The organism is Bacillus swezeyi, from assembly GCF_001969815.1.
Taxonomy (GTDB): Bacteria; Bacillota; Bacilli; order Bacillales; family Bacillaceae; genus Bacillus; species Bacillus swezeyi.
The window spans coordinates 1-24,407 of record NZ_MRBK01000013.1 but is presented as its reverse complement, the minus strand read 5'-3'; the positions used below and the strand labels follow the sequence as shown (position 1 = coordinate 24,407).

20 protein-coding genes, 17 tRNA genes, 1 rRNA gene and 1 riboswitch are annotated in these 24,407 nt (G+C 41.0%); of the genes, 10 read left to right on the top strand and 28 right to left on the bottom strand.

All coding sequences use genetic code 11. The annotated features are described in order from the left end of the window. The first annotated feature begins 29 nt into the window (after nt 1–29). Nucleotides 30–659, top strand: coding sequence for a hypothetical protein (locus BTA30_RS12080; RefSeq protein WP_083696889.1), 630 nt, complete (start codon nt 30–32; stop codon nt 657–659). Between the two features lie 101 nt (nt 660–760). Here BTA30_RS12080 and BTA30_RS12075 read toward each other — a convergent pair. The 7 genes from BTA30_RS12075 to BTA30_RS12045 form a co-directional block, all read right to left on the bottom strand. Then, nucleotides 761–834 (bottom strand) — tRNA-Gly (locus tag BTA30_RS12075). A gap of 138 nt (nt 835–972) precedes the next feature. Continuing rightward, complete coding sequence (gene rpsN / locus BTA30_RS12070) at nt 973–1,242, bottom strand: 30S ribosomal protein S14 (RefSeq protein WP_076761472.1); 270 nt, start codon at nt 1,240–1,242, stop codon at nt 973–975. 104 nt (nt 1,243–1,346) lie between these two features. Next, nucleotides 1,347–1,631: a hypothetical protein gene (locus BTA30_RS12065; RefSeq protein WP_076761470.1), complete on the bottom strand. Its 285-nt coding sequence runs from the start codon at nt 1,629–1,631 to the stop codon at nt 1,347–1,349. Then, nucleotides 1,628–2,536, bottom strand: a complete 909-nt coding sequence (locus BTA30_RS12060) for a PqqD family protein (RefSeq protein WP_076761468.1) — start codon at nt 2,534–2,536, stop codon at nt 1,628–1,630. The genes BTA30_RS12065 and BTA30_RS12060 overlap by 4 nt, the downstream gene beginning before the upstream one ends. After that, complete coding sequence (locus tag BTA30_RS12055) at nt 2,526–3,995, bottom strand: hypothetical protein (RefSeq protein ID WP_083696887.1); 1,470 nt, start codon at nt 3,993–3,995, stop codon at nt 2,526–2,528. Before BTA30_RS12055 ends, BTA30_RS12060 begins: the two co-directional genes overlap by 11 nt. Beyond that, complete coding sequence (locus BTA30_RS12050; RefSeq protein ID WP_076761466.1) at nt 3,961–4,707, bottom strand: ABC transporter ATP-binding protein; 747 nt, start codon at nt 4,705–4,707, stop codon at nt 3,961–3,963. The genes BTA30_RS12055 and BTA30_RS12050 overlap by 35 nt, the downstream gene beginning before the upstream one ends. A 107-nt stretch (nt 4,708–4,814) precedes the next feature. Beyond that, nucleotides 4,815–5,027, bottom strand: coding sequence for a hypothetical protein (locus tag BTA30_RS12045; protein ID WP_076761464.1), 213 nt, complete (start codon nt 5,025–5,027; stop codon nt 4,815–4,817). A 549-nt stretch (nt 5,028–5,576) separates the two neighbouring features. Here BTA30_RS12045 and BTA30_RS12040 point away from each other — a divergent pair. Further along, nucleotides 5,577–5,780 carry a helix-turn-helix transcriptional regulator gene (locus BTA30_RS12040; protein WP_076761463.1) on the top strand — a complete coding sequence of 68 codons (204 nt, stop codon included), beginning with the start codon at nt 5,577–5,579 and terminating at the stop codon, nt 5,778–5,780. After that, complete coding sequence (locus tag BTA30_RS12035) at nt 5,781–6,236, top strand: hypothetical protein (protein ID WP_076761462.1); 456 nt, start codon at nt 5,781–5,783, stop codon at nt 6,234–6,236. Between the two features lie 35 nt (nt 6,237–6,271). Here BTA30_RS12035 and thiC read toward each other — a convergent pair whose 3' ends face one another. Together thiC and aroD are read right to left on the bottom strand one after the other, a co-directional pair. Next, nucleotides 6,272–8,047 (bottom strand): phosphomethylpyrimidine synthase ThiC, encoded by a 1,776-nt coding sequence (gene thiC / locus BTA30_RS12030; protein WP_076761461.1) that lies wholly within the window; start codon nt 8,045–8,047, stop codon nt 6,272–6,274. 143 nt (nt 8,048–8,190) lie between these two features. After that, nucleotides 8,191–8,300: riboswitch (TPP riboswitch) on the bottom strand. A gap of 199 nt (nt 8,301–8,499) precedes the next feature. Next, nucleotides 8,500–9,264 (bottom strand): type I 3-dehydroquinate dehydratase, encoded by a 765-nt coding sequence (gene aroD, locus BTA30_RS12025; protein ID WP_076761460.1) that lies wholly within the window; start codon nt 9,262–9,264, stop codon nt 8,500–8,502. A 196-nt stretch (nt 9,265–9,460) separates the two neighbouring features. On the opposite strand from aroD, the gene BTA30_RS12020 reads away from it, so the two are divergent. Continuing rightward, nucleotides 9,461–9,829 (top strand): four-helix bundle copper-binding protein, encoded by a 369-nt coding sequence (locus BTA30_RS12020; protein WP_076761459.1) that lies wholly within the window; start codon nt 9,461–9,463, stop codon nt 9,827–9,829. A 574-nt stretch (nt 9,830–10,403) separates the two neighbouring features. On the opposite strand, the gene BTA30_RS12015 is transcribed toward BTA30_RS12020, so the two are convergent. Continuing rightward, nucleotides 10,404–11,804 (bottom strand): NCS1 family transporter, encoded by a 1,401-nt coding sequence (locus BTA30_RS12015; protein WP_076761458.1) that lies wholly within the window; start codon nt 11,802–11,804, stop codon nt 10,404–10,406. A gap of 404 nt (nt 11,805–12,208) precedes the next feature. Further along, the gene (locus BTA30_RS12010) at nt 12,209–13,831 is read right to left on the bottom strand and encodes a PucR family transcriptional regulator (RefSeq protein WP_076761457.1); all 1,623 of its coding nucleotides are present in this window, start codon (nt 13,829–13,831) and stop codon (nt 12,209–12,211) included. Between the two features lie 184 nt (nt 13,832–14,015). Here BTA30_RS12010 and allC point away from each other — a divergent pair, with 184 nt between their 5' ends. The 6 genes from allC (at nt 14,016) to BTA30_RS11980 (ending at nt 21,827) form a co-directional block, all read left to right on the top strand. After that, the gene (gene allC, locus BTA30_RS12005; RefSeq protein ID WP_239693609.1) at nt 14,016–15,263 is read left to right on the top strand and encodes an allantoate deiminase; all 1,248 of its coding nucleotides are present in this window, start codon (nt 14,016–14,018) and stop codon (nt 15,261–15,263) included. Between the two features lie 12 nt (nt 15,264–15,275). Continuing rightward, nucleotides 15,276–16,529: a pyridoxal-phosphate-dependent aminotransferase family protein gene (locus BTA30_RS12000; protein ID WP_076761456.1), complete on the top strand. Its 1,254-nt coding sequence runs from the start codon at nt 15,276–15,278 to the stop codon at nt 16,527–16,529. Between the two features lie 145 nt (nt 16,530–16,674). Further along, nucleotides 16,675–18,027: a uracil/xanthine transporter gene (locus BTA30_RS11995; RefSeq protein WP_076761455.1), complete on the top strand. Its 1,353-nt coding sequence runs from the start codon at nt 16,675–16,677 to the stop codon at nt 18,025–18,027. 30 nt (nt 18,028–18,057) lie between these two features. Further along, nucleotides 18,058–19,242: an amidase gene (locus BTA30_RS11990; RefSeq protein ID WP_076761454.1), complete on the top strand. Its 1,185-nt coding sequence runs from the start codon at nt 18,058–18,060 to the stop codon at nt 19,240–19,242. A 48-nt stretch (nt 19,243–19,290) separates the two neighbouring features. Continuing rightward, nucleotides 19,291–20,163: a fumarylacetoacetate hydrolase family protein gene (locus tag BTA30_RS11985; RefSeq protein WP_076761453.1), complete on the top strand. Its 873-nt coding sequence runs from the start codon at nt 19,291–19,293 to the stop codon at nt 20,161–20,163. 302 nt (nt 20,164–20,465) lie between these two features. Beyond that, entirely contained in the window at nt 20,466–21,827 is a 1,362-nt protein-coding gene (locus BTA30_RS11980; RefSeq protein ID WP_076761452.1) for an allantoinase, read from the top strand. Between the two features lie 726 nt (nt 21,828–22,553). On the opposite strand, the gene BTA30_RS11970 is transcribed toward BTA30_RS11980, so the two are convergent. From BTA30_RS11970 to rrf, 17 genes are all read right to left on the bottom strand, one after another. Then, nucleotides 22,554–22,635, bottom strand: a tRNA-Leu gene (locus tag BTA30_RS11970). Between the two features lie 12 nt (nt 22,636–22,647). Continuing rightward, nucleotides 22,648–22,736: transfer RNA gene (locus BTA30_RS11965), tRNA-Leu, on the bottom strand. 11 nt (nt 22,737–22,747) lie between these two features. Next, a tRNA-Cys gene (locus BTA30_RS11960) sits at nt 22,748–22,818 on the bottom strand. Nucleotides 22,819–22,833: 15 nt separating this feature from the next. Beyond that, nucleotides 22,834–22,908 (bottom strand) — tRNA-Gly (locus tag BTA30_RS11955). Nucleotides 22,909–22,962: 54 nt separating this feature from the next. Next, nucleotides 22,963–23,034, bottom strand: a tRNA-Gln gene (locus tag BTA30_RS11950). Between the two features lie 14 nt (nt 23,035–23,048). Then, nucleotides 23,049–23,121, bottom strand: a tRNA-His gene (locus BTA30_RS11945). A 21-nt stretch (nt 23,122–23,142) separates the two neighbouring features. After that, nucleotides 23,143–23,216 (bottom strand) — tRNA-Trp (locus BTA30_RS11940). 7 nt (nt 23,217–23,223) lie between these two features. Next, nucleotides 23,224–23,308, bottom strand: a tRNA-Tyr gene (locus BTA30_RS11935). Nucleotides 23,309–23,316: 8 nt separating this feature from the next. Further along, nucleotides 23,317–23,389 (bottom strand) — tRNA-Thr (locus BTA30_RS11930). A 6-nt stretch (nt 23,390–23,395) separates the two neighbouring features. Continuing rightward, nucleotides 23,396–23,468, bottom strand: a tRNA-Phe gene (locus tag BTA30_RS11925). Nucleotides 23,469–23,485: 17 nt separating this feature from the next. After that, nucleotides 23,486–23,562 (bottom strand) — tRNA-Asp (locus tag BTA30_RS11920). 39 nt (nt 23,563–23,601) lie between these two features. Beyond that, nucleotides 23,602–23,678 (bottom strand) — tRNA-Met (locus tag BTA30_RS11915). A 21-nt stretch (nt 23,679–23,699) separates the two neighbouring features. After that, nucleotides 23,700–23,775, bottom strand: a tRNA-Val gene (locus BTA30_RS11910). 115 nt (nt 23,776–23,890) lie between these two features. After that, nucleotides 23,891–23,965: transfer RNA gene (locus tag BTA30_RS11905), tRNA-Glu, on the bottom strand. A gap of 15 nt (nt 23,966–23,980) precedes the next feature. Beyond that, a tRNA-Ser gene (locus BTA30_RS11900) sits at nt 23,981–24,072 on the bottom strand. A gap of 6 nt (nt 24,073–24,078) precedes the next feature. After that, nucleotides 24,079–24,153, bottom strand: a tRNA-Asn gene (locus BTA30_RS11895). Nucleotides 24,154–24,162: 9 nt separating this feature from the next. Further along, nucleotides 24,163–24,278: ribosomal RNA gene (gene rrf, locus BTA30_RS11890) — 5S ribosomal RNA — on the bottom strand. Nucleotides 24,279–24,407 lie beyond the last annotated feature (129 nt).

Sequence of the window (24,407 nt, the reverse complement as noted above, 5' to 3'; positions counted from 1 at the left end):
TAACATGATGAATGGGAGTTGAATTGGAATTGGAACTAAAATTACAAATAGCCCCTGCTGTTTTAAAGCGTGTTCCTTCATTTAAGGCAGGCGCGGTTTTATATAAAGGAATTGAGATCGCGGATTCCCCGCAAATGCTAAAAGGCCGGCTCCGCCTTTTTCAGGAATCGCTGTTTTTTGATTATGCCGACAGGAGCCTCGGGGATGAACCGGCAATACAAGAATGGCAGCGGATGCTGACAATGCTGGACCCGTCATTTTCCGGCCGGCAAACAAGCCTTGAGCAGATGCTCACGGATATTCAGCAGCAAAACTACATAGAATCAGCCGATTCCGCCACTGATTTGAGCCGCTTTTTCTCTCTGAAATATTCGATGCCGGTTCATATCTATGATGCCGGGAAGCCAAAGGGGCCGCTTCACGTCGCGCTCGGCGAAAGAGACAGTATCATAACCGTTTCTGATGCGGGCGAAACATTCGGTTCCCTTTCGCAAAACATCCATCATCATCCCGTCAGCAGGGAAACAAAAGATGCTTTGCAGCTCGTCTTCTTCAGACCTTCGGTTTCCAAAGATGAAGCACTCCGGATGCTAGAAGCTTTGACAAAAATGTTTGAACAAATTCACGGCGGAGAACATATCTCAGCAGTCTTTCCTTAAAAAACTTGCTCACAAAAAGCAAGTTTTTTAAGTCATACATGAAAAAACGCAATGCTTCGTTTAATCTGAGAAACGAAACACTGCGTTATAAACAGTATGTATGGAGCGGGTGATGGGAATCGAACCCACGACATCAGCTTGGAAGGCTGAGGTTTTACCACTAAACTACACCCGCACAGATCTTTTAAAATCAGATCAGCGATTTGACTTTTATAATGTTACACGTTTATTAAATTTTCGTCAAGGGTATATTAAAAATTTGTCGAAAAAAAACGCCGAGTTTAATCGGCCGCTTTTTTTCGACATTAATTGTTTACCAGCTTGACTTTTTCACTCCTGGAATATGTCCTTTATATGCCAATTCTCTAAATACAATCCGCGACATTTTAAACTTTCTCATATATCCTCTCGGCCTGCCCGTCACCTCACAGCGGTTATGCAGCCTTGAGGGCGCAGAATCGCGCGGAAGTTTGCTCAGCGCCCTGTAATCGCCTTTTTCTTTTAATTCTTTCCTGATGGCTGCATATTGCTCAACAAGCTTTTGCCGTTTCTTTTCCTTTGCAATTTTTGATTTTTTGGCCACGTTTGCCTCCTCCTTTTAACAAAACGTAATGATTACGATTTAAATTTATCACATCTTTCCTTCTCATGCAAATAAAAAAAGCCTGCCTGAAAAAGCAAGCTTTTTTATGACCCTTTCTTTTTTTTCTGAAAAAGAGACGAAAAGGCCGCCGCTATGATAAAGATGCCGATAAACAGCCCGATCATAATGAAGAAGAAGTTGGGTTTTACCTGAAATGAAAAAGAAGACTCGCTCTCCATCACAAACGACAGGCTGTTAAAGAGAATGTCCGAACTCGTTTGATTTGCAAATAGATGATAAAACAAAAGCGCCACCGATATCATCGGAAATGCCAAGAAGCTTGAGAAACTGGCAAATATTAATCCCTGTTTTAAAGAGTTTGCATTCATGATGATTTCCCTCCCATTCCTCTGATCATAAGCTGTTTCATAATCGATTTTCCGTCACCCATAAATGGAAGCAGATAAATCATATGCAGAGCAAAAGTTGAAAAGAACAGAAGCACGCCGACGGACACCGCATTTTCCTGAAGGAAGAAGATCGTAAACAGCACCCCGGCTAAGCCCAGTATCCCCGGGACAAGCGGCCCCAACGCCGTAATCCAAATCATTTTTTTATCAAACGGTGATATCACGGGCCTAATAAACTTAACGGACATCATATCAGCCGCTAAATATCCCGGTGCTCCGTGTTTCCCGGCCAATTTGCGGTGTGCGATGCCGTGCACCACTTCATGAAGCGCTGTTCCCGTAATCAGCCCGAAATAAATGACCGAAAAGTAAACCGCGATGCCGATGATCGAACCATCTGGAAACGCGGAAAATGCCGCGAGCGAGAGCATCAGAAAGATCAGCCAGAACACGATGATTTTCTTTGAAATGATCTGAAGAAATTTTATGTACAAAAACAAAAACGAATCAGACCGGCTCGAAAATCTCTCCCTGTAGCGAATATGATACTGACCGAAAAATTGATGGAGAAACCCTTGGAAAGACGGGCCATCCCCATATTTCCAATTGATCAAATAGCGCTGGTTAAGCCCGGAGAGCAGCTCATGCAAATCTTTTAACAAGACATCTTCACTGATGCGGAACACGCCTGAAAGGGCGGCTGCTATCTCCTGTTCATCTTTTTTTCCATCGATTTCTTTCAGCATTTGATAAGCTGTCGGATTAATCGGGAAATCCGCACCGATGTCATGATCTGAAATATGCTTTTGATCAAGTGTCACATGCTCAGGAAAATAAGGGATTTTTTTTATTGCGAATAATGCCTTCACCATATTAATGATCATAATGGTACCTCCATTTAAACCCGCCGTATAACAACAGGAGCAGCAGTAATTCCAGACACGGTATGAAAAACAGCAATCCTTTCCCTGTGACTTTATCGATTGCATAATTTCCTATAAAAAACAGCGGGATCAAAAAGAGAAGGAGCATCCCGAATGAAAAGATCCCCATATAAGGATTATTTCGGTCAAGCGGAAAGATGATTCCGGCTAAATAAAACATGGCAATCGAGTTCATCATGACAGCGATCGTCTTCAACAAGACCGGGAAGCTCTCCGGAAACGTCCATGTCAGCAGGGAAAACAAGCAAAGCTGAAGCAGACCGAGTACACATAAACCGAGATATTTCGACCATAAAACCGTTGCCAGTTTCAAATGAAGCGCCTTATACACCGGCATCATCCGCTGGTCGTTTCCAAAGGAATTAAATGCAATGATTCCGGTTACGCCGCCAAGCACCAAATAATTCTCCCCTGTAAAGCCGAATTGAAATCTGTATTTTAAAAAACATAAGGCCAAAAGCAAAAAAATGAAGTTTAAAATATTTTCTTCATTTCTGGCTTGAATTTTGATTTCTTTCACCATCATAGACAGCAGTTTTGATGACGGAATTTTAATGAATGAAAACAGTTTAGATGATTTTTTTTCAGTGAGGATCGGGACAAAATTCAATGACAGGAAAGAAGCCATAATGGCGGCTGCCAAAATCAGCACAACCGGAACGATGGCTGCATCTGCTGCCTGTCCGTTCAGCAGGAGAAACAGCGGCGCTGTGAAATAGGTTAAGTTATAATCAAATGATGAATAAGCATTCTGTATTTTAGCAAGATCAAAAGACGTCATGCCGTACAACACAGCTAATACGACGAGCGCAAACATTGAAAAAAATTTCTGCAGCGGAAAGCCGAATTTTAAAATGGTGATGTACACCAAATTATAAACAAGATTGAGCAATGAAAAGAAAAAGAGAATCTGTACAAAAAGCAGCGCAAAGAACGTAAACGCAAACCAGATGCCCACACCGCTCGCAATAAAATTTGGAATCAGCAAAATAAATATGATGAATAAAACAAGAAATGATACCGCTCCGGCAAACGGAATATAGTAGCCGAGGCTTCTCTGGAAAGCCGTCAGCGGAAACCAGCTGAGCTGCATGGAAAAGCTGTGCTGCTCCGGCGTCCTTACCTTAAACAAAATGAAGAAAACAAATGTAAAAATCGAGGCATTCATAAACATGGAAATCACGAACAATCCCAAAGAACGTACATCACCATTTAAAAACGAACTCAAAAACATGCCCGTAAAGCTATAACCGATCACGGCGCCCATACTGACCGCCAACAGCAAAAAAAGCGCGGCCAACAATCTTTTTGTGCCGGTATTAAAGAGCTTGCTCATTTCTTTCTGCCACATTTTCAGCATCATTTTAGAAATTTCGAATGATTTGATCAAAATGCGCACCCCTATCACTCAGCATCGAAGCTTTCAAAAACACTTCTTCCAATGTATTACTATTATATTTCAGCTTTAATTCTTCGACTTTTCCTTCGTCCATTTTGACTCCTTTAGAAAGGATCGCGATTTTATCGCACAGCTCTTCGGCAGAGAGCATATCGTGAGTCGAAAGCAGAATCGATCCTTGCACAGCCACATATCGCTTCATCAATTTTTTCGTATTGATGACTGCTTCAATATCCAGCCCGCGGAAAGGTTCGTCCATGATGACAAATTCACTTTCCAGCATAAAAGCGGCGATCAGCTGCGTCTTTTTTTTCATTCCGTGGGAATACGTTTCAATCGGCTCTTGCAATGCCTCTTCCATATCAAAAAGCTCAATTAATTGTTTCCGCTTCTCTTTTGATGTACAATTATACATTGAAGAAACAAAATCCAAATATTCAGCAGCTGAAAGGGCATCCGGCAAAAGCAGATCATCGGGAACATAAGCGAATTTTTGCTTGAATTCCGCCGACATGTTCGGCAGGTCATCCAAAAGAATGGTTCCTTCGCTGGGCGTAATGATTCCTAAAATGGAATGAATGATTGACGTCTTCCCTGAACCGTTCGGACCGGCTATCGCGACAATTTGATTTCTTTCAATCTCTATTTGAAACCCGCTAACGGCAGTCACATTGTTTTTATATGTTTTAGACAGATTATCTATTATAAACATAATGCCTCCAGGGTAGTGATGAATATTAATGAGGACTTAACCGCCCCCCACAGGCGGTTAAGTCCTGTAAGATATGTCTCTTGATGTGAATAGATACTTAAGTATAGCTACTTCCTGCACTCAATGCTGACCTTTAAACCGCTGGCCCATTTGACGGATCCCGTGAAGCTGCCGTTTCCGTTAGCTACACACCATACTGCGGCGCCAAGTACAACAGTCGCTCCAAGTGCCAATAGGACTGCGATGAACACTAAGAACCAAGCTTGGTCTTCGATCGCCGGATTGACAGAATAATCAACTTGCGGTGCTGCGTATGTCATTTTTCCCCCTCCTTTCTATCAAGTAACCACAGCGTAACACACCCAAATTCATACTGAAATCTATGAATTTTCCTATTTCATAAATACTACCTTCCAACTATTTATTTAATCATCTGTCTCTTTTTGATTCTATTTCCCCATTCATTCTCTCCATCCATCGTAATCCCCCTGCATTTTTCACCATCACAGATGCCATATGGTCTTTTTTTCTTAATTTTCAATCTTCTCCGCCTTTTTCCTCTCCATTCTTGAAAACAGGCTGTTCCCAAGTGTCAAGTGAGAAAAGAACTAGAAAATAAGACATGCCTCCACTTGAAAATAAACACTGAAAATAACCATAAAGTCCTTTTTCGAACAATGATAGACAGTCCTATTTTACCTGTTCCATTTTTGTTAATTTTATGTATAAATTTAAGTATTGCGGTTGTGAATCTTCCATTTCTAGATCAAAAGATGTTGAATGCAATGTAAAATCGAGTTAACATTATGTCTAGTACAATTAACAATATGTCAAATATACTATATAAAAAAAGGATTGCGGGTGGTAAGATGAACAACAGGGTAAGAGAGCTGAGAGCAAGATATGGCTATTCACAAGAAGCTCTTGCAAAAGCTGTCGGAGTTACGAGACAGACAGTTGCAGCCATTGAAAAAGGCAATTACATACCGTCGCTCCTTTTAGCATTGAAAATTTGCGGGGAGTTTCGATTAAAAATGGAAGAAGTTTTTTGGTTAGAAGGGGGGGAAAAATGAATGAATATGAAAACGAGGACTTTTTTTCACATTCTTCTTTTCGGACTTGCGTGCTGGACTTTTATTACGTTTTTCCAAACATCTGAACAGATTGCAAGAAGCCTGAAAACGAGCAATTCTGAACTGCATTTTGTTTTTAACCTTATTCCCATTCTTCTATTTGTTTCGGTTCTGGCGGTTTACTCTTTTTTAGAGAAGAAAGGCTCTCGCAAACGAAGCCTTATTCTCATTCCTGATGAATTTAAAGAACAGGATGAAAGGGAGCAGATGATGACCGCCAAAGCGTGCAGAACCTCTTACATCGTTCTGTATTTTGCAATGCCTGTCGCAGCGCTCCTCATGATCTTTTATCCGTTTTTCCAAGTCGATATCCCGTACTTTCCGATTATCGTCATCTTTGTGTTAATTGTCATTCAACACTTGTCATATATGTTTTCATTTCAAAAGAACAGATAAGCAGATGAAGGCCCCCGCTTCATCTGCTTTTTTTGTCAGCTGTATATGCGGCTGCCCGCTTTTTTAAATTCCTTCGCCTTTTCCTCCATGCCTTTTTCAATAGCCTTTTCTTCATCAAGATTATTTTCATTTGCATAATCGCGAATATCTTGAGAAATCCTCATGCTGCAAAATTTCGGACCGCACATTGAGCAAAAGTGAGCGGTCTTCGCGCCTTCGGCCGGCAAGGTCTCATCGTGAAATGCAAGCGCCCTTTCCGGATCCAGCGAGAGGTTGAACTGGTCCCGCCAGCGGAATTCAAAGCGCGCTTTCGAAAGCGCATCATCGCGAATTTGCGCGCCGGGATGCCCTTTAGCGAGATCAGCCGCATGAGCCGCAATTTTGTATGTAATGACCCCTTCGCGGACATCATCTTTATTCGGAAGCCCCAAATGTTCTTTCGGCGTGACATAACAAAGCATTGCAGTTCCATACCAGCCGATCATCGCCGCTCCGATCGCTGATGTAATATGGTCATAGCCCGGGGCAATATCGGTCGTCAGCGGGCCGAGTGTATAAAACGGAGCCTCCTTGCAAATCTCCATTTGTTTATCGACATTCTCTTTAATTTTATGCATCGGCACATGCCCCGGTCCTTCGATCATCACTTGCACATCATGTTTCCAGGCAATCTCCGTCAGCTCGCCGAGCGTTTCCAATTCGGCAAACTGGGCTTCATCATTCGCATCAGCAATCGAACCGGGACGAAGTCCGTCACCCAATGAAAACGCGATATCATAAGCTTTCATAATTTCGCAAATTTCTTCAAAATGCGTGTAAAGGAAACTTTCTTCATGATGCGCCAGACACCATTGCGCCATAATCGCTCCGCCGCGGGAGACGATGCCCGTGACACGCTTTGCCGTGAGCGGCACATAGCGCAGGAGTACACCGGCATGAATCGTAAAATAATCCACACCCTGCTCTGCCTGTTCAATCAATGTATCGCGGTAAACTTCCCAAGTCAGATCTTCCGCGACACCGTTTACTTTCTCAAGCGCCTGATAAATCGGCACGGTTCCTACAGGCACTGGACAGTTGCGGATGATCCATTCCCTTGTTGTGTGAATATCCTTCCCAGTGGACAGATCCATCATCGTATCGGCGCCCCAGCGGATCGCCCATGTCATTTTCTCCACTTCTTCTTTAATTGAGGAGGTTACGGCTGAATTCCCTATATTGGCATTAATTTTCACGTGGAAGTTCCGGCCGATAATCATCGGCTCGCTTTCCGGATGATTGATGTTTGACGGAATGATTGCCCGGCCGCTCGCCACTTCATCACGGACAAATTCAGGAGATACATGCTCGCGAATCGCGATAAACTCCATCTCAGGAGTGATGATTCCCTTTCGTGCGTAATGAAGCTGAGTGACATTTTGTCCTTTTTGCGCGCGCAGCGGTTTTCTTTTCAGCCCCGGGTAGCTGTGATTCGCCTGCTTCACACTTTTATAGCCGTTATCCTCAGGCTTTATGTCTCTGCCCTCGTATTCCTCGGTATCGCTGCGCTCTTTGATCCAGGCCGACCGCAAAGGCTTCAGTCCCTTTAAAATGTCAACCTCCGCCTTTGCGTCTGTGTAAGCACCGCTCGTGTCGTATATACGAACAGGCTGATTTTCTTCTTCGCCGAATGAACCTGTCGTTGGGCTCAGGGCAATTTCTCTCATCGGGACTTGAATGTCAGGCCGCGATCCTTCGACATACACCTTCCGGCTCCCTGAAAAGCTTGACATAATCGAGATGTTTTTTTGCTGTACTGACTCGTGTTTCATGTTTTAAAATCCTTCCCCTCTGTAAATTGGTCAAGACTAAACCTGAGAACAGTACCAGCACAAAAAAACCAGGCACATATTCATGAACCTGGTTTAAAGTCAGTAAAAATCACCGTTATTGCACGGCAATTCGCAATAATCAGCACAAATCACTTTTACTTCCCCACGCTGGTACGAACCAGATCAGGTCCAAAGGGTTAAGAAACGCATTCGTTCCTCTCTCAGCCCATGCAGGGCACCCCTAGTAATGCTATTTAATTCGTCACTATGGTAACACAATGAACACATGATGAAAAGTTAAAATGTAATCATTCCTGCTTTTTAGGAATGAATGACTACAAAAACGTATGAAAGCTGCTTTTAATTAAAAAGGGACATGTCAGCTTGCAGCAAGCGCCTCCATCGGATCAGCAAAAGTGAATACCATTCTGGAGAAAGATCCGTTGACAGGATTATAAATGATCGTGCAGAACACCAATCATTCTCTTGAGCTCACCAGCTGCGATCTGTCCCGGAGCCGAGACTTTCTTTGCGGCGCCGAAAGTCATGGCCGAACCAAACACCTCGCCTGCCAAACGGCTGACTACACCCTTCCCGGCCATGGACATCGTAATAATCGGCCGCTTTGCATACTGCTCATGCATCGTATACGTCGCTTCAAGCAGCCTGAGCACATCAGCCGGCGTTTCAGGCATAACTGCAATTTTGGGCAAATCAGCACCCAATTCCTGCGCTTTCTTCAAGCGGGATATCATTTCTTCTATGGCCGGCGTCTTCTCAAAATCATGATTGGAAATAATGACTGCCACTTCATTCGCATGTGCGGCTTCCACCGCTGCTTTCACAGCCCGTTCATCATGAAACAGCTCGATATCGATGAGATCGGCAAGCCCTGTTTTGATAACCGTTTCATTTAAAGAAAAATAATATTCCGGGCTGACATCTTTTTCTCCGCCTTCCCTCGCACTGCGAAAGGTAAAGATCAGCGGAGTTTCTTTCAAAAGGCCGCGGATTTCCGACAAAGCCTCAGTCACCTTCTCAATGTCTTCAACACCTTCATAAAAATCTGCCCGCCATTCGGCGACATCCGCATCAAGCGTCTGCAGAAAAGCCGCTTCTTCTTTCAATTGTCCGAGTGTTTCTCCGACAAGGGGCACACAAATTTTCGGGGCGCCTTCTCCAAACGTCATTCCTCTGACCTTCACCAGTTTCTCCACTTGTTTCAGCTCCTGTTCTCTATATCCGTGAAATCTCAATGACTTAACGGTAACCAATATTCATCATAAGCACAAGCAAAAATCTTAGGCTATGGCGCAGATATGAAACAAAAATAGATGAACACCCAGAGCATAGGCAAGTGCACATGAATAGGATGAAGTTGGAATGATCATATAGAACGAAGGAGGAAATATAATGTATGACCATACCGTTCCCTATCATGCGAATTTAAGGAACGTCCAGCACCAACGTGTTTTAAAAATGCTTCAGCATTGTGAAGCTGTTTGTGAGTTAACTGAGTATTACGTTCTCACAAGGGAAGATCTGAGACATAGAAAAGACCAATTAAGAATGCTTAGAGATTGTGCCGATATATGTACGCTGACCGCCAAATATATCGCAAGGTACAGCCGCTTTTCAAAATCGCTTGCCTTGCTGTGCGCAAAAATTTGTGAAGTCTGTGGAAATCACTGTTCACAACAGCCCGATCAGCAATCGCAAACATGCGGTCAGACTTGCCTGCAATGCGCCCAGGAATGCCGTTCCTTTGCAATGTCGTCATGATATGCTGAGAAAATGAACTTACGGATTGTACGAAAAACGTTTCTTACTGATCGTAAGAAACGTTTTTTCATCACTCCCGAAAGAACAGATTTTGAGTCGTGCCGAAGCGATTTCGAGATCAGCCGTTAAGGGCTATGAATGGTATACGATTTATATTAAAGTTTCTATTTTATATCATTCTGGATAGCGCAAGTAAGAAAAAGACGGCCATGTTTCGCCACCTTTAGAAAAGGTTTTCGTTTGCCTTTGTGCAAAATTTGCGCAAAAAATTTTAAATTGCTAATAATGTGGACGCCGCATATTCAAATATTGATATAATAAAAATTCCAACACAAAAGAGACGAAGGAAAATGAGTATCAACAAAATCAGATCTGCTTTGTACAAGTCGACCAAGATTTTGGCATAGGTTCGTTTTCAAATTAAAATAAATCTTTCACCAAAAAGGCAGGCCATCAAATGACCTGCCCAAATACAATCATGTTGCTAGCCTAGATGCTACAGAAAATTCTGCATGTTGTTGTTCAACAGATGTGTGAATAGAGGCTTATTTACCTCTAGGTTTAGAAGAATCAACTATTTTTTCTCAAAGATTGTTCCATTTTTAAACTTGGAATCTTTAAAGGAGAATTTGGTTAAAAGAAGATACACGATACCTCCAACAAGAAGGCCGATAATCCATGCAAGTTCCACTAGTAGAAAAGCTGCACCAGCACCGATTAGCATAGCAAGGATGGCAGCAGGATTGAACCCTGAATAGGGACCGTCTTCGTTATATAAATCTTCTACATTTATCTTTTGTTTTCTTAAAATATAGAACTCAACTAATAGAATAGCGACGATAGGGCCTAAAAAGGCGGAATAAATAAGAATGAACGTTCCAAGACCTGCTGCTGAAGAATCTTTTACAAGAATCCAAGGAAATGAGGCGAATGGCAGTATTCCAGCAATGGTTACAGCAGGCTTGTACTTTAACTTTGTAATCAATGTGATAACATATGTTGGCGGAATAATATTCGCCACCATATTTACTCCTACTGCGCCTATTACAATAAATGCGGAAACAAATAGGGTAATATATGAATTATCGACCACAATAGCAAATGATTTTACAGGATTTGAAATTCCTGTTGCAGAAGCGAGCATAGCCCCAATTGTTAGGGTTAATCCATAAGCGATTAAAATTGGAAAAAAGTACAAAAGACCGCGTTTTGTGTTGCTTATACCAGTTTTTAGCTCTCTTGAATAGTCTGCAGCACTTAAGAAAATCGCTGCATAATTTCCCATAAACATCATGACGAAGGAAAAGAATGGCAATCCCCAAGAACCTTTTGCATCAACCCATTTTTCCATAATTACATCTGAATGAGAAGTCAAAAGAACATACAATACATAAATGAGTGCAAGCATAATAACAACCGAAACGAGCGTTTCTACCCATTTAATCGCATGGAAGCCGTATTGCGAAAGGACAATTTGAATGACCTGCAGTATGACAAAACAAATAAAAGCATTATCAAAAGAACCATTCGTCACAATTTTCATAATTTCATTTAAGGCAGTTCCACCGATCCAGCTTTGAAACCCGTACCAGATGAGCGCCGGAATTCCACGTAATAATGAGGAAATGACAGACCCTTTAGAGCCAAAGGACATTCGTAACTGCATAACATAAGGAATACCCGTTTGATATCCAATACGATCATTCAAAGCAAAGATCGTTGATATAACCGCAATGGCAATAATTGCTGCTGCAAAGGTCTGATAGATATTCAATGTTGCGATTCCCGCAATGACCAAACTAGCTCCTAGCGTCATATTTCCTAAATTAACCCCATCTCCAATCCACAAAAAGATGTAATCTAGTGGACTTACCGTCCGATCTTCTTTGTTTTTTGGCTTCAGAGATTCATCTACATTAGTAGCTTGGCTGAAAGGTAATTCTTCTGACAACTTATTTGCTAAATTTGAAGACATGTGAATTACACTCCTTTTCCTATGTACGGTTTTTGTAGCCTTCTTTTAGTGTGTCTTTTTAGAATTATCCAAAAAATTAACATAAAAAAATATTGTGAACATTGTTAACAAATTGATGTTAAGAAATATAACATAAGTGAATTTTATAGGAAATTCTCTGTTGAGTCATTGACATATTTACTAATTTTTTAACTTTTTTTTGTGTAACCTAACTGAAAATTTATAATATTTCGATGAAAAAACGAGGAAGCTTTCGTCGGATGAAACCAAAAGTTTTGGAGAAATTTAATTGGAGAAACCGGGAATCTAACATTCGGTAGCTAGTTAAAACTAAAGGCTAAACACCTCATTTGAAAGATATTTAGCCTAACTTGTTAATCCTGCTTGTAATTATCTGCTTTAACCTATCTTGATGTTTCCTTGATTAACGCCTTAATTCTAAAAGCAAGGCGTAATCGAAGTGTTTCCTCTGGATCTTTTATATTTCTACCAATGATTTCTTCACATTTTTCTAAACGATAGATTACCGTATTGCGGTGGACAAATAGACGATTGGCAGTTTCGGATAACTGACAATGAGTTTCTAAAAAAACAGATAGTGTATGTAGCAGGACTTGATAATCTTTTTTTGGTTGATCAACAAATCCTTGGAAGGTATCCATATAGAATTTTTTTAGCTGATCATAAGGAACCATCCGTAAGATTTCTGGAACTTGCTTTGGTTGATGAAATTCAATAAATTGTTTCTTCCCTGATAAATTACCGTAATACAGGGTATCCTTTGCTTCTTTATAAGAAATAGGGACATCGATTAGCTGCTGTGCATAATTACTTATTCCAAATGAAAGATCTTTATGGAAAAGTGTAGAGATCTTTGATTGAATGTCTTTTAAAAACGAAACAAAGGGTTCGTCCATGTATTTCCACCCGTCTTTCAACTCAAGGAGCATAATATATGTATCATCCATAGTGAAAAGGTGGACTTTTTGATGAAAATGCGGTAAATCAGCTTCGATCATACCATAAATTACGTCTTGCTCAGCCTGATACTCGGCATATGTAATCGACCTATCTTCGTCCTCAATTTTACCAACTGCACAAACATAGCGTTGCTCATTTTCCAATTTGAACTCTTTTCCTCGACTGATGATTTCTTCGGTAGTCGTGAAAGTTCCGTTAATAAAATTCGTGAAAAACTCATTTTGAATTCGCCTTGCATTTTGCTTTAAGGCATTTTCTTTCATTAGCTCAAACGCAATGACATTTGACGCCTGTTTTATTGTTAATATGGTGGAACGATCTGTAAAGGGAATATGCCCATTTACACAAATGAAGCTGTATTGTTTATGGGTGTATACGGGAAAAAGGGTTACCGTCTCTTGATTTTCCAATAAAGAGAATGTTAACATCGTTGTTTTAGAATGATGAAAAAGATGACCATCTGTCATAAGAGCCTCAAAATGTTTATAAAAATCGAATTTTTTATTCAGATTTCCTATCGGCTGTAAACGATGGTTCAGGAGTGCGACCGGAAAGTCAATAAGAGAAGAGAGACTTCCAAGAATTTCATGAATCCCTTTACCGCTCATGACTTGATTCGTAAACTCCTGATGGGCTTGCATGGCATTATGCAGCTCGTTCGTTCGAATATCAAGAATATGGCTTAATGATTTACTTACAATATCCCCCAAAGATACATCGACTGAAAGTTCAAAAAGCGGGAATTTCAGCTCGTCTGCAAGCTTAATTGCTTCTTGAGGTATTTCTTGTAAAAACCGTTTTGTTTTAATTCCCAGTCCTGAACATCCTTGATTTTCCATTTCTTTAATAAGTACTAATAATGAATTTAGGTCGTCCTTAAAATGGAAAGCAGTTGTGACTAGCAATTCTTTTTCCTTTAAAAAGTTGATGATGTCAGGGGCATCCATCATATTCACAGAATTCACTTCACGGTCAACCCCTAATTCCCCTGCTCGTAAGCTTGCTCCTTGAAATACAGATATTGCTAATAATTCTATTACTCTCATATTCTTTAAGCTCCTTTATGTGATGTGCCTGCCCATTTTTTGTTTAACATATACAATAAATATCTTAAATGTTGTACATATATGTCAATGATTTTAGCAAGGAAATTATTTAAAATCAATGTAAATAACAAGCTATGTATAAATAACGTATCGTTACAACATAGCGGGGGAGTAGGGGATTCACTTGATCAAAAATGAGATGAGATCACCTGCCTTATCCGAACAAATTGAAGAGACGGTAGAGTGGTTGGCATCATTTGGTAAAACTGACAACAATGGAGTGACTCGTCCATTGTATACGGATGATTGGTTGTTTGCTCAAAAGGCAGTTGAACAACGAATGAACGAGATTGGACTTAACGCCTATTTCGATGATGTAGGAAATTTATTTGGAAGATTAGAAGGTACATTAAAAGAAGAAGGAGTCATTTTAACCGGATCTCATATTGACACCGTTGTTAACGGCGGAAAATATGACGGAGCATATGGGGTTGTCGCCGGACTAATCGCCCTTCAATATTTAAAAGAAGAATATGGTTATCCTAAAAAAAACATAGAAGTTGTTTCATTATGTGAAGAAGAAGGCAGTCGCTTTCCAATGACCTATTGGGGCTCAGGAAGTATTGTCGGGATAAAATCAGTTGAAGATATTCAAAACTTAAAAGATTCAAAGGGTACGCCTTTTTTTGAAGCAATGAAGCAAGCGGGGTTCGGTCAAGGGAAATATCGCAACTCTAAACGAAATGATCTTAATTGTTTTATAGAATTGCATGTCGAGCAAGGGCAAGTGTTGGAACTAGAAGGGAAATCAATCGGTCTTGTCAGCCATATTGTAGGGCAGAAAAGATTTACGATCACCGTAACAGGAGAAAGCAACCATGCAGGAACAACTCCAATGAATTATCGAAAAGATGCGATGCATGCGGCAACTGAGATGATTTATTCGCTCCTACAAAAAGCGAAAGAAACTTCCCCAGACCTTGTTTGTACCGTTGGTCAAATAACATTAGATCCGAACATCCCTAATGTTATTCCGGGAAAAGCGACCTTTAGTATAGATACACGCCATCCAGATGAAGAAGTACTAGCATCATTCTGTGACGAGGTGTTCAAAGAATTTACTACGATTACAAACAGTTATAAGACTCAGCTTCATATTGATAATTGGATGAATGAAAAACCAGTAAAAATGAGCGAACAGCTGAATAAAGTTACAGAGTCAATTTTAACTAAGGAAAAATTTTCGTTTAAGAAAATGACAAGTGGAGCCGGTCATGATTCTCAGATTTTGGGTCAGTACTGCCCGACATCCTTATTATTTGTGCCAAGTCACAAAGGAATGAGCCATTCGCCTTTTGAATATACGAGTACAGAGGATTTAGAAAAAGGTATCCACTTATTAATAAAGGTTTTACATGAATTAGCTTATTAAGGAGGAAATAGAATGAAAGTCTATGCAGAAATGAACACACCTTTACGTACAATTATGACACCAGGACCTGTAGAAGTTGACCCAAGAGTATTGCGTGCTATGAGTAACCCAATTCTTGGTCAGTTTGACCCTGCTTTCACTCAAATGATGAATGATACAATGGAGATGCTTCGTGAGCTCTTCCAAACAAAAAATCAATGGGCTTTTCCTGTTGACGGAACTTCCCGCTCTGGTATTGAAGCAGTATTAACAAGTGTATTAGAGCCAGGGGATAAAGTGCTAATCCCAATCTATGGGAGATTTGGACATTTGCTGACGGAAATTGCTGAGAGAAATGAGGCAGAAGTCCATATTATCGAATGTAAATGGGGAGAAGTGTTTGATCAGCAGGTCATTATCGATGAAATGAAAAGAGTGAAGCCGAAAGTACTTGCGATTGTTCACGGCGAAACTTCAACTGGTTGTATGCAGCCTATCGATGAAATTGGTCCTGCCTGCCGAGAGCAGGATGTATTATGTATTGTTGATGCGGTCGCAAGCATTGGCGGAACAGATCTGAAAGTTGATGAATGGCAGCTTGATGCCGTGATCGGAGGTACACAGAAAAACTTATCAGTTCCTTCTGGAATGGCACCAATTACTTATAATGACCGGATTGAAAAGCTGATCTCTGTTCGTAAAAAGGTGGAAAGAGGTGTAGCGACTGAACATGATCAAGTACATGTTCAGCATCCGATCCGCAGTAATTATTTCGATCTTACTCAGCTTCAGGATTATTGGGGACCAAGAAGACTTAACCACCATACAGAGGCTACTTCAATGATCTATGCTTTACGTGAAGGATTGCGTATCCTCTTGCAAGAAGGATTACAAGAGAGATTTGCTAGACATCGTTATCATGAAAAAGCACTCATGGAAGGTCTAAAAGCAATGGGCTTGGATTTATTCAATGATGTTGCATGGAAGCTTCCAATGGTAACATGTATAAATATTCCATTAGGGATTGACGGTGAATCTGTAAGAAAAATGATGCTTGATCAATTTGGTATCGAAATTGCGAGTTCATTTGGACCATTACAAGGGAAAATATGGAGAATTGGCACAATGGGATACAGCTGTAGAAAAGAAAACATTCTATTTGTTCTTTCCGCACTTGAGGCTGTTCTGATTCGTCACGGTGCAAGGATTCAGATAGGGAAAGGCCTGCAAGCTGCACTTGATGTATACGAATCCGCAACTTTTGAGAAAAAAGGAAGAAGCTACTGATTTCTCCATAAAATAAAGTGAAAAAAAGTATTGAACTTTTCTGCAAAAGGATTCCGGAAAATTTCCGGAATCTTTTTGCAAGAGAAGAACAAAGGATTTAATTAAGAAGGCGAGGTTCCCGCCTTTTTCATTAGGGGGTGAGTTTATGACTAAATTACTCAAAATAGAACATTGGCTTGGTGGATTTCAATGGCTTTTCTTCCTATTCACTAACACAGTTGTCATTCCAATTACAATAGGAGTTGCTTTTCAACTTCCTCATGAGAAACTGATTCCATTGATTCAATTTTCTTTTTTATTTACTGGATTGGCCAGCATTTTACAAGCATTATTCGGTCATAAGCGCTCCATTATGGAGGGACAGTCTGGTTTGTGGTGGGGCGTCATTTTAAGTGTGAGTTATGCAGCCCCTTCTCAGGGCCTGTCTTTATTAGAAGTAGGAGGAAGTCTTAGTGTTGGAATTGTGATTTCTGGATTAATCACCGTGGTCATCGGATTGAGCGGTCTTTCTCAGTTTATTTCAAAATGGTTTACCCATGGTGTGATGGCAGTATTTATGCTTCTATTAGCAGTAAGATTAAACACGATTTTTCTTAAAGGGATGCTCGGAATTCCATTTGGGGCAAACTCACAAACACCTCAGATTGATATCCCTGTATTTCTTCTATCAAGTGTGGTCGCAGCATTTGTTATTATTTTCAGTATTAAAGTCTCTCCCACTATCGGTAAATATTCCCTACTAATTGGGATTATCGGTGGTTGGGTCCTATATAGCTTACTATTTGATCAAGAAGATGCACTACAGGTGACAGGAGGTATAAACTTTGAATTCTTTCCACTTGGTGCACCAAGCTTCGATGCAGGTCTTATTATCCTTGCGGTGATTGCTGGATTGCTTAATACTTCTAATACATTTGGAGCGTTAAAAGGAACGGAAGACATTTATCAAACAAAAACATCGATGAAACAATATCGGCTTTCTTTTACGATAAGTGGCCTATTTGTAATGATAGCCGGATTATTTGGCATGGTTCCATATGCACCATATGTGTCATCTATTGGCTTTCTTAATCAAACGAAAATTTCGGATAGACTTCCTTTTATGATCGGAGGAGCAATCTTTATGCTAATGGGGGTCATTCCAGCAATCAGTAATATGATGGCAAAGCTTCCTTTAAGTATTGGAAGTGCTGTATTGTTCGTGACCTATTTACATCTTTTGCAGTCATCTTTGCAATATTTTGCTCAAATTCAGCTAACATCTGCCAATTTATATCGTCTAGCCGTTCCTTTATTTGTTGGAATTTGTTTCATGTCATTTCCTTCTAGCTATTTCGAATCGGTACCTGGAATTCTGCGCCCGCTTGTAAGCAGTGGACTTTTAGTAGGAATTCTTCTCTCGTTAATCATAGAAAATAGTCAAGCAAAAACATCACCTGAAAAGAAAGAAAATAAAAAGGACGATTTCGTTAAAGGGGGTAAAATTAGGAAATCATAAATCAAAAATGTCAATTCGGAGGAATTTATCATGCAGGTTAATTGGAATGCATTTGTAAAGAAGGATTTGGTGAGAGAGCCAGCCGGAACAGGGCCACTAAACGGGTTAACCTTTGCTGTAAAAGATGTGTTTGATATACAAGGTCATACAAGCACAGCAGGGAACCCTGATTGGCTTAAAACGCACAGTCCTGCTGTCAAACATGCGCCAACGATTGAACGTCTTCTTAAAAATGGGGCAAAGTTGACTGGGTCTGCTCATACAGATGAACTAATGTACAGCTTAAACGGTGAGAATTTTCATTATGGGACGCCTGTAAACCCAAAGGCACCGGATCGGATTCCAGGAGGATCATCCAGTGGGTCTGCCGTTGCAGTTTCAGCTGGTTTAGTTGACTTTGCGTTAGGCACGGATACAGGGGGGTCTGTTCGTATTCCTTCCTCCTACTGTGGGTTATATGGGATGCGTCCTACGCACGGAGCGGTACCAATTGAAGGAGTCATACCACTGGCGAAGAGTTTTGATACGGTTGGATGGATGGCACGAAATTCAGAATTATTACTTGAAGTTGGCCGTATTTTACTTGATGGTCAACAGGTAGAAGGGGATTTTACCCGAACTTTATTCATGAAAGAAGCATGGGAAGTGCTGGATCAGGAGACGAAAGAAGTATTATCAGCTTTTATTCCATCCATAGAAAAAGCAGTAAACAAACGTCAATCGGTTGAAATTTCAAAAGAGGGGTTAGATGAGTGGACCGCTGCCTTTCGTACTCTTCAGGCAATAGAGATTTGGAGCGAACATGGGGAATGGATTCAGAAGGAAAATCCAACTTTTGGGCAGGAGATTTCAGAAAGATTTGAATTGGCTAGTACATATAAGAAGAGTGAAAACCTTTTAAAATTTGAACTAAGGAAGAAAATAACACAATCACTTACAAGTCTATTAGGTGATGATGGTCTACTCGTAATCCCAACAGCTCCAGGAGTTGCACCTCCATTGAATAATCATGGTGAACAAGCAGAGCAATACCGTGCAAAAACGATGCAGCTGACCTGTATAGCTGGTTTATCTGGACTGCCTCAAATCACGCTTCCTTTGGCAGAGGTCAAAGGTCTACCAGTTGGATTATCGATCATCGCAAACCGAAATCAAGATCTGAAGCTATTGAATTGGACAAATGATTTGGCAAAGGAAAAGATCGGTCTAAAATAAGCAATTAAAAACGGAGGAAACATAAGGGTTTGGATAGGAGTTTAAAAGATGAAGCTAGCAACAGTGAGTGTAAAAGAGAAAGAATTTGTCGTCATCATTAATGGGGAACAAATGGTTTCGATTGAAACCATTAATCAGACAGAAGGAAAAGAGTGGAGAACAGACCTCTTTGGTCTTATTCAAGAAAACCATTTATCTGAATTAAACCGTTGGTATCGATCAGAGGGAGAACACAAATTATCGTCCTTCCCAATTGTAGGGCCCGATGATATACAATACGTTGCTCCATATAAAAGTCCCGGGAAAATTTTAGGGGTTGGTATGAATTATGTTGAAAAAGCGATAGAATTGTCTGGCCAGCTACCTCAGGAAGAGCCTGTCATTTTTATGAAACCAAATTCAAGTTTGATTGGACCGGACGAGTTTATTAAACTGCCACCTCAATCAAGTGAAGTAACAGCAGAGGCTGAGCTTTCGATCATTATCGGAAAGACATGCAAGGATGTAGCGGAAGAAGATGCAATTGATGTAGTAGCTGGATTTACCACTTCTTTAGATGTAACTGCCAAGGATATTCATGCTAAAAATCCGCGTTATATGCAAAGGGCAAAAAGTTTCGATACTTTCTTTAGTTTTGGACCTTATTTTATCACACCTGATGAATTTCCCGTTCTGAAGGATATTTCGGTCGAAACCGTATTGAACGGAGAAGGATGCCACCAGAATATTGTGGAAAATATGATGTACCAGCCATGGTGGATTGTTTCGTTCTTTTCGCAAATCATGACATTGAATGCTGGGGACATCATCATGACTGGCACGCCAGGTTCCGCAGTCATCCGTGATGGTGATATTGTGGAGTGTCGAATACCTGGTTTTAAACCATTGTATAATCCAGTATCTAAATTCAAAGCTAAGTAGAGAAGGAAAGAAAAATTTTTAATATAGAAGAAAAGATAAGACTAAATCAAAAGAGATTTAGTCTTATCTTTTTTCTTCTATCTGGAATTGGTATCTGCTTATTTCTTTAACAAATAATATGATTAATTGTTATGTTCAGAAATTTCAATCAGTTTTAGTTACTGTGCACAAATGAAAATTATAAAATTAACAATTCTTCTAATGGATTTTCATCGTGTAATCGCTAAACTAGAAATAACACGTTTATATTACAAATAGAAAATTATATAAAAATAGAAACTATTCAATAAGGAGAGGGACGCATGGAACAATTAGATCTTATCATTAAAAATGGGAAAGTGGTTCTTTCTACTGGTGTAGTAGAAATTGACATCGGTATTAAAGATGGGAAAATCGCAATCATTCAAAAAGGAATAACTGCTAAAGCTGAGCGTGAATGGGACGCTGCTAATCAATATGTTTTTCCGGGCATGATTGATGTTCATGTACATTTTAGTGAACCAGGTAGGGAGCACTGGGAAGGATTTCATACTGGTTCAATGATGATGGCTGCTGGAGGATGTACAACATATTTTGATATGCCATTAAACGGAATTCCTTCTACGATAAATCAAGATGCACTTGACCAAAAGGCAAGCATCGGAAATGAAAAGTCTTATGTAGACTTTAGCTTATGGGGTGGACTTGTTCCTGGAAATGAGCAAGAATTGGAGCCACTTGCTGAGTCTGGTGTAATTGGTTTTAAGGCCTTTATTTCAACAACTGGAAATAAAGAGTTTGAAGCTGCAGATGATATGACATTGCTAAACGGAATGAAAACCATCGCGAAGCTAAACAAGGTACTAGCCCTTCATTCAGAAAGTGCAGCGATTACAAACTGGTTAAAAGAAGAAAAGGAAAGAGAAGGCAAAGTAAGTGCAGACGATTATTTAGAATCACGTCCGATTATAGCTGAGGTTGAAGCTGTAGAACGTGCGATTTATTACGCAGAACTAACTGGGTGTCCCTTACACTTTGTACACATAAGCTCAGCAAGAGCAATCGAAAAAATCGAGCAAGCCAAACAAAGAGGAATGAATATTACAGTAGAAACTTGTCCGCACTATTTATTATTTAACCATGGACATCTGAAAGAATTGGGCACAATTGCAAAGTGCGCACCACCTCTTCGCGAAGAAGAAGAACAGCAAAAGTTAATCTCCCTTTTAATTGAAGACAAGTTTGACATGATCTCTTCCGATCATTCACCATGTACTTACGATCTAAAGGATCCAAAAGTTCACAATTTATTCCAAGCCTGGGGAGGCATTAGTGGTGGCCAATTCTCACTGCTTTCAACGATTGAACTTGCAGTAAAATTCGACATTCCATTGGAAAAAGTAGCGAAATGGACTGCTTCCTCACCAGCAGAAAGATTCGGACTAACCGATCACAAGGGGAAAATCACAGAAGGGGCAGACGCTGATTTAGCGATTGTTTCATTAGACGAGACCTATACCGTTACGGAAGAAAACTATTTTGCTAAAAATAAGCAAAGTTTATATATTAATCACACATTCCCTTGTCGAATTATTGGTACATTAAATAAAGGTAATGTCGTATTTAAAGACGGAGAAATTGTGATTGAAAACCCTGTTGGCAGTTGGGTAAAGCCTAAAGCATAAATCTTCTTATTGGGTGCCTGTCACTACCCGAAAAATCTTGTTTCGCGTATGTTCCACGATGTCTTTGACCCTTGACAAGCCTATTGTTAAACGTTGGCTGTCATGATAGTATTGCAAATTTGGTAGTCTGCATCATATCTTTTAGAGACAAAAATAACCCACCCTTGAGCACCAGAGTGTAATAGGGCCCGTTATTACCTTAGCACTTGAAGGGAACCTGCTATTTTTTGACTGTTTGGTGTTCTAGCACCGAATAGTCTTTTTTGCTTTATGGTTTCTTTAGGTATAGATTAATCATTATGACTCGATAATTATTTAGATTTTGTATGTAAATAGTACAAGTGTTGGTTTTATATATTTCTATCTACAAATATATAAAACCCCTCTATAAGTAAGTCCTTTCACTTATTCAAACAATTACGTTTGTTGTTTTCTTCCTATAGACAACAACCATTTCAAGGTTAGGACATGCTGACATAGAAACCACTTCAAGCACATATGCTCACTTAATTAAAGAGCTTCGTGAAAGAGATGAAAAGGAAACTGTAAACATTTTTGAGGAAATGACCGCTGAGGAGGTGCTTGTGCAAAATTTGTGCAAAAAAGTTTCAAAACATACCGTTTTCTATCCAGTTCTAAAAAAATACAAAACGCTCATAAATGTTGTTATATCAACATTTATGAGCGTTTCGAAAAATCTTATCGGCTCTCAAAAAGAGCTAAGGATACCGGTGGTCGGGGTCGAACCGACACTCCCGAAGGAACACGATTTTGAGTCGTGCGCGTCTGCCAATTCCGCCACACCGGCATGTGTGAGCAATGGTGCCGAGGGCCGGACTTGAACCGGCACGGTAGTCACCTACCGCAGGATTTTAAGTCCTGTGTGTCTGCCAATTCCACCACCCCGGCACGGGCAAATAAGGCGACACCCGGATTCGAACCGGGGATAAAGGTTTTGCAGACCTCTGCCTTACCACTTGGCTATGCCGCCATCATTTTAAGAAATTGGAGCGGAAGACGGGATTCGAACCCGCGACCCCCACCTTGGCAAGGTGGTGTTCTACCACTGAACTACTTCCGCATTTTTATTAGTAAGTCATCTCATCATATGCAGCTTCATAAGAAAAGATGAAAACTGGGCTAGCTGGATTCGAACCAGCGCATGACGGAGTCAAAGTCCGTTGCCTTACCGCTTGGCTATAGCCCAATATAATTATAAAGGGCGATTGATGGGAATCGAACCCACGAATGCCAGAGCCACAATCTGGTGCGTTAACCACTTCGCCACAACCGCCATACATTCTGAATTGCAAATTGGCAGGGGCAGTAGGAATCGAACCCACACCGGAGGTTTTGGAGACCTCTGTTCTACCGTTAAACTATGCCCCTAAAATAATGGTGGAGGGGGACGGATTCGAACCGCCGAACCCTGAGGGAGCGGATTTACAGTCCGCCGCGTTTAGCCACTTCGCTACCCCTCCGAAAACAGTGCCGGCCAGAGGACTTGAACCCCCAACCTACTGATTACAAGTCAGTTGCTCTACCAATTGAGCTAGACCGGCAAAAGGTGGCTCGGGACGGAATCGAACCGCCGACACACGGATTTTCAGTCCGTTGCTCTACCAACTGAGCTACCGAGCCAAGTATTTAAATTTTAATGGCGGTCCGGACGGGACTCGAACCCGCGACCTCCTGCGTGACAGGCAGGCATTCTAACCAACTGAACTACCGGACCATTTAGCTGCACCCTTCGGGTACTTCTCATGAATTGTTTTGGTTGCGGGGGCAGGATTTGAACCTGCGACCTTCGGGTTATGAGCCCGACGAGCTACCGAACTGCTCCACCCCGCGATAATGTTATTTTCATAGATATGGTGGAGGATGACGGGATCGAACCGCCGACCCTCTGCTTGTAAGGCAGATGCTCTCCCAGCTGAGCTAATCCTCCGCAGTACAGGACGTACAAGTGCATGTGTTGCAACAGGACGTTGCGCCTTTAGCATGCCTTCCATTAAAAAGCCCCGGTATGCACCTTACGCTTTTTAACATGCTGTCCTAAAAAATGGTGACCCGTACGGGATTCGAACCCGTGTTACCGCCGTGAAAGGGCGGTGTCTTAACCACTTGACCAACGGGCCAGATGTATTTGAAAGTGGCGGAGAGCAAGGGATTCGAACCCTTGAGACGGGGTTGACCGCCTACACGATTTCCAATCGTGCTCCTTCGACCACTCGGACAGCTCTCCAATAAATGGCTCCGCAGGCAGGATTCGAACCTGCGACCGATCGGTTAACAGCCGATAGCTCTACCACTGAGCTACTGCGGAATGAAGTCTGCCTGGCGACGTCCTACTCTCGCAGGGGGAATCCCCCAACTACCATCGGCGCTGAAGAGCTTAACTTCCGTGTTCGGCATGGGAACGGGTGTGACCTCTTCGCCATCATCACCAGACAATTTAGTGACAAAGATCATTATACTATGTATTCGAGAAAATGCAAGTGCATTTTCGAAAAAAATTATTCTTTCAAAACTAGATAACGGATAAGACGATTCACAAAAGTTTAGGTTAAGTCCTCGATC

Excerpts from the sequence above, each read along its gene's own strand:
- BTA30_RS12000 (WP_076761456.1), top strand. The coding sequence starts at position 15,276 with ATGAAAGTCTATGCAGAAATGAACACACCTTTACGTACAATTATGACA.
- BTA30_RS12065 (WP_076761470.1), bottom strand. The coding sequence starts at position 1,631 with ATGAATGCAAACTCTTTAAAACAGGGATTAATATTTGCCAGTTTCTCA.
- BTA30_RS12060 (WP_076761468.1), bottom strand. The coding sequence starts at position 2,536 with ATGATCATTAATATGGTGAAGGCATTATTCGCAATAAAAAAAATCCCT.
- thiC (WP_076761461.1), bottom strand. The coding sequence starts at position 8,047 with ATGAAACACGAGTCAGTACAGCAAAAAAACATCTCGATTATGTCAAGC.
- BTA30_RS11995 (WP_076761455.1), top strand. The coding sequence starts at position 16,675 with ATGACTAAATTACTCAAAATAGAACATTGGCTTGGTGGATTTCAATGG.
- BTA30_RS12045 (WP_076761464.1), bottom strand. The coding sequence starts at position 5,027 with ATGACATACGCAGCACCGCAAGTTGATTATTCTGTCAATCCGGCGATC.
- BTA30_RS12020 (WP_076761459.1), top strand. The coding sequence starts at position 9,461 with ATGTATGACCATACCGTTCCCTATCATGCGAATTTAAGGAACGTCCAG.
- BTA30_RS12040 (WP_076761463.1), top strand. The coding sequence starts at position 5,577 with ATGAACAACAGGGTAAGAGAGCTGAGAGCAAGATATGGCTATTCACAA.
- BTA30_RS12010 (WP_076761457.1), bottom strand. The coding sequence starts at position 13,831 with ATGAGAGTAATAGAATTATTAGCAATATCTGTATTTCAAGGAGCAAGC.
- BTA30_RS12050 (WP_076761466.1), bottom strand. The coding sequence starts at position 4,707 with ATGTTTATAATAGATAATCTGTCTAAAACATATAAAAACAATGTGACT.
- BTA30_RS12035 (WP_076761462.1), top strand. The coding sequence starts at position 5,781 with ATGAATATGAAAACGAGGACTTTTTTTCACATTCTTCTTTTCGGACTT.
- BTA30_RS11990 (WP_076761454.1), top strand. The coding sequence starts at position 18,058 with ATGCAGGTTAATTGGAATGCATTTGTAAAGAAGGATTTGGTGAGAGAG.
- BTA30_RS12015 (WP_076761458.1), bottom strand. The coding sequence starts at position 11,804 with ATGTCTTCAAATTTAGCAAATAAGTTGTCAGAAGAATTACCTTTCAGC.
- BTA30_RS11985 (WP_076761453.1), top strand. The coding sequence starts at position 19,291 with ATGAAGCTAGCAACAGTGAGTGTAAAAGAGAAAGAATTTGTCGTCATC.
- BTA30_RS11980 (WP_076761452.1), top strand. The coding sequence starts at position 20,466 with ATGGAACAATTAGATCTTATCATTAAAAATGGGAAAGTGGTTCTTTCT.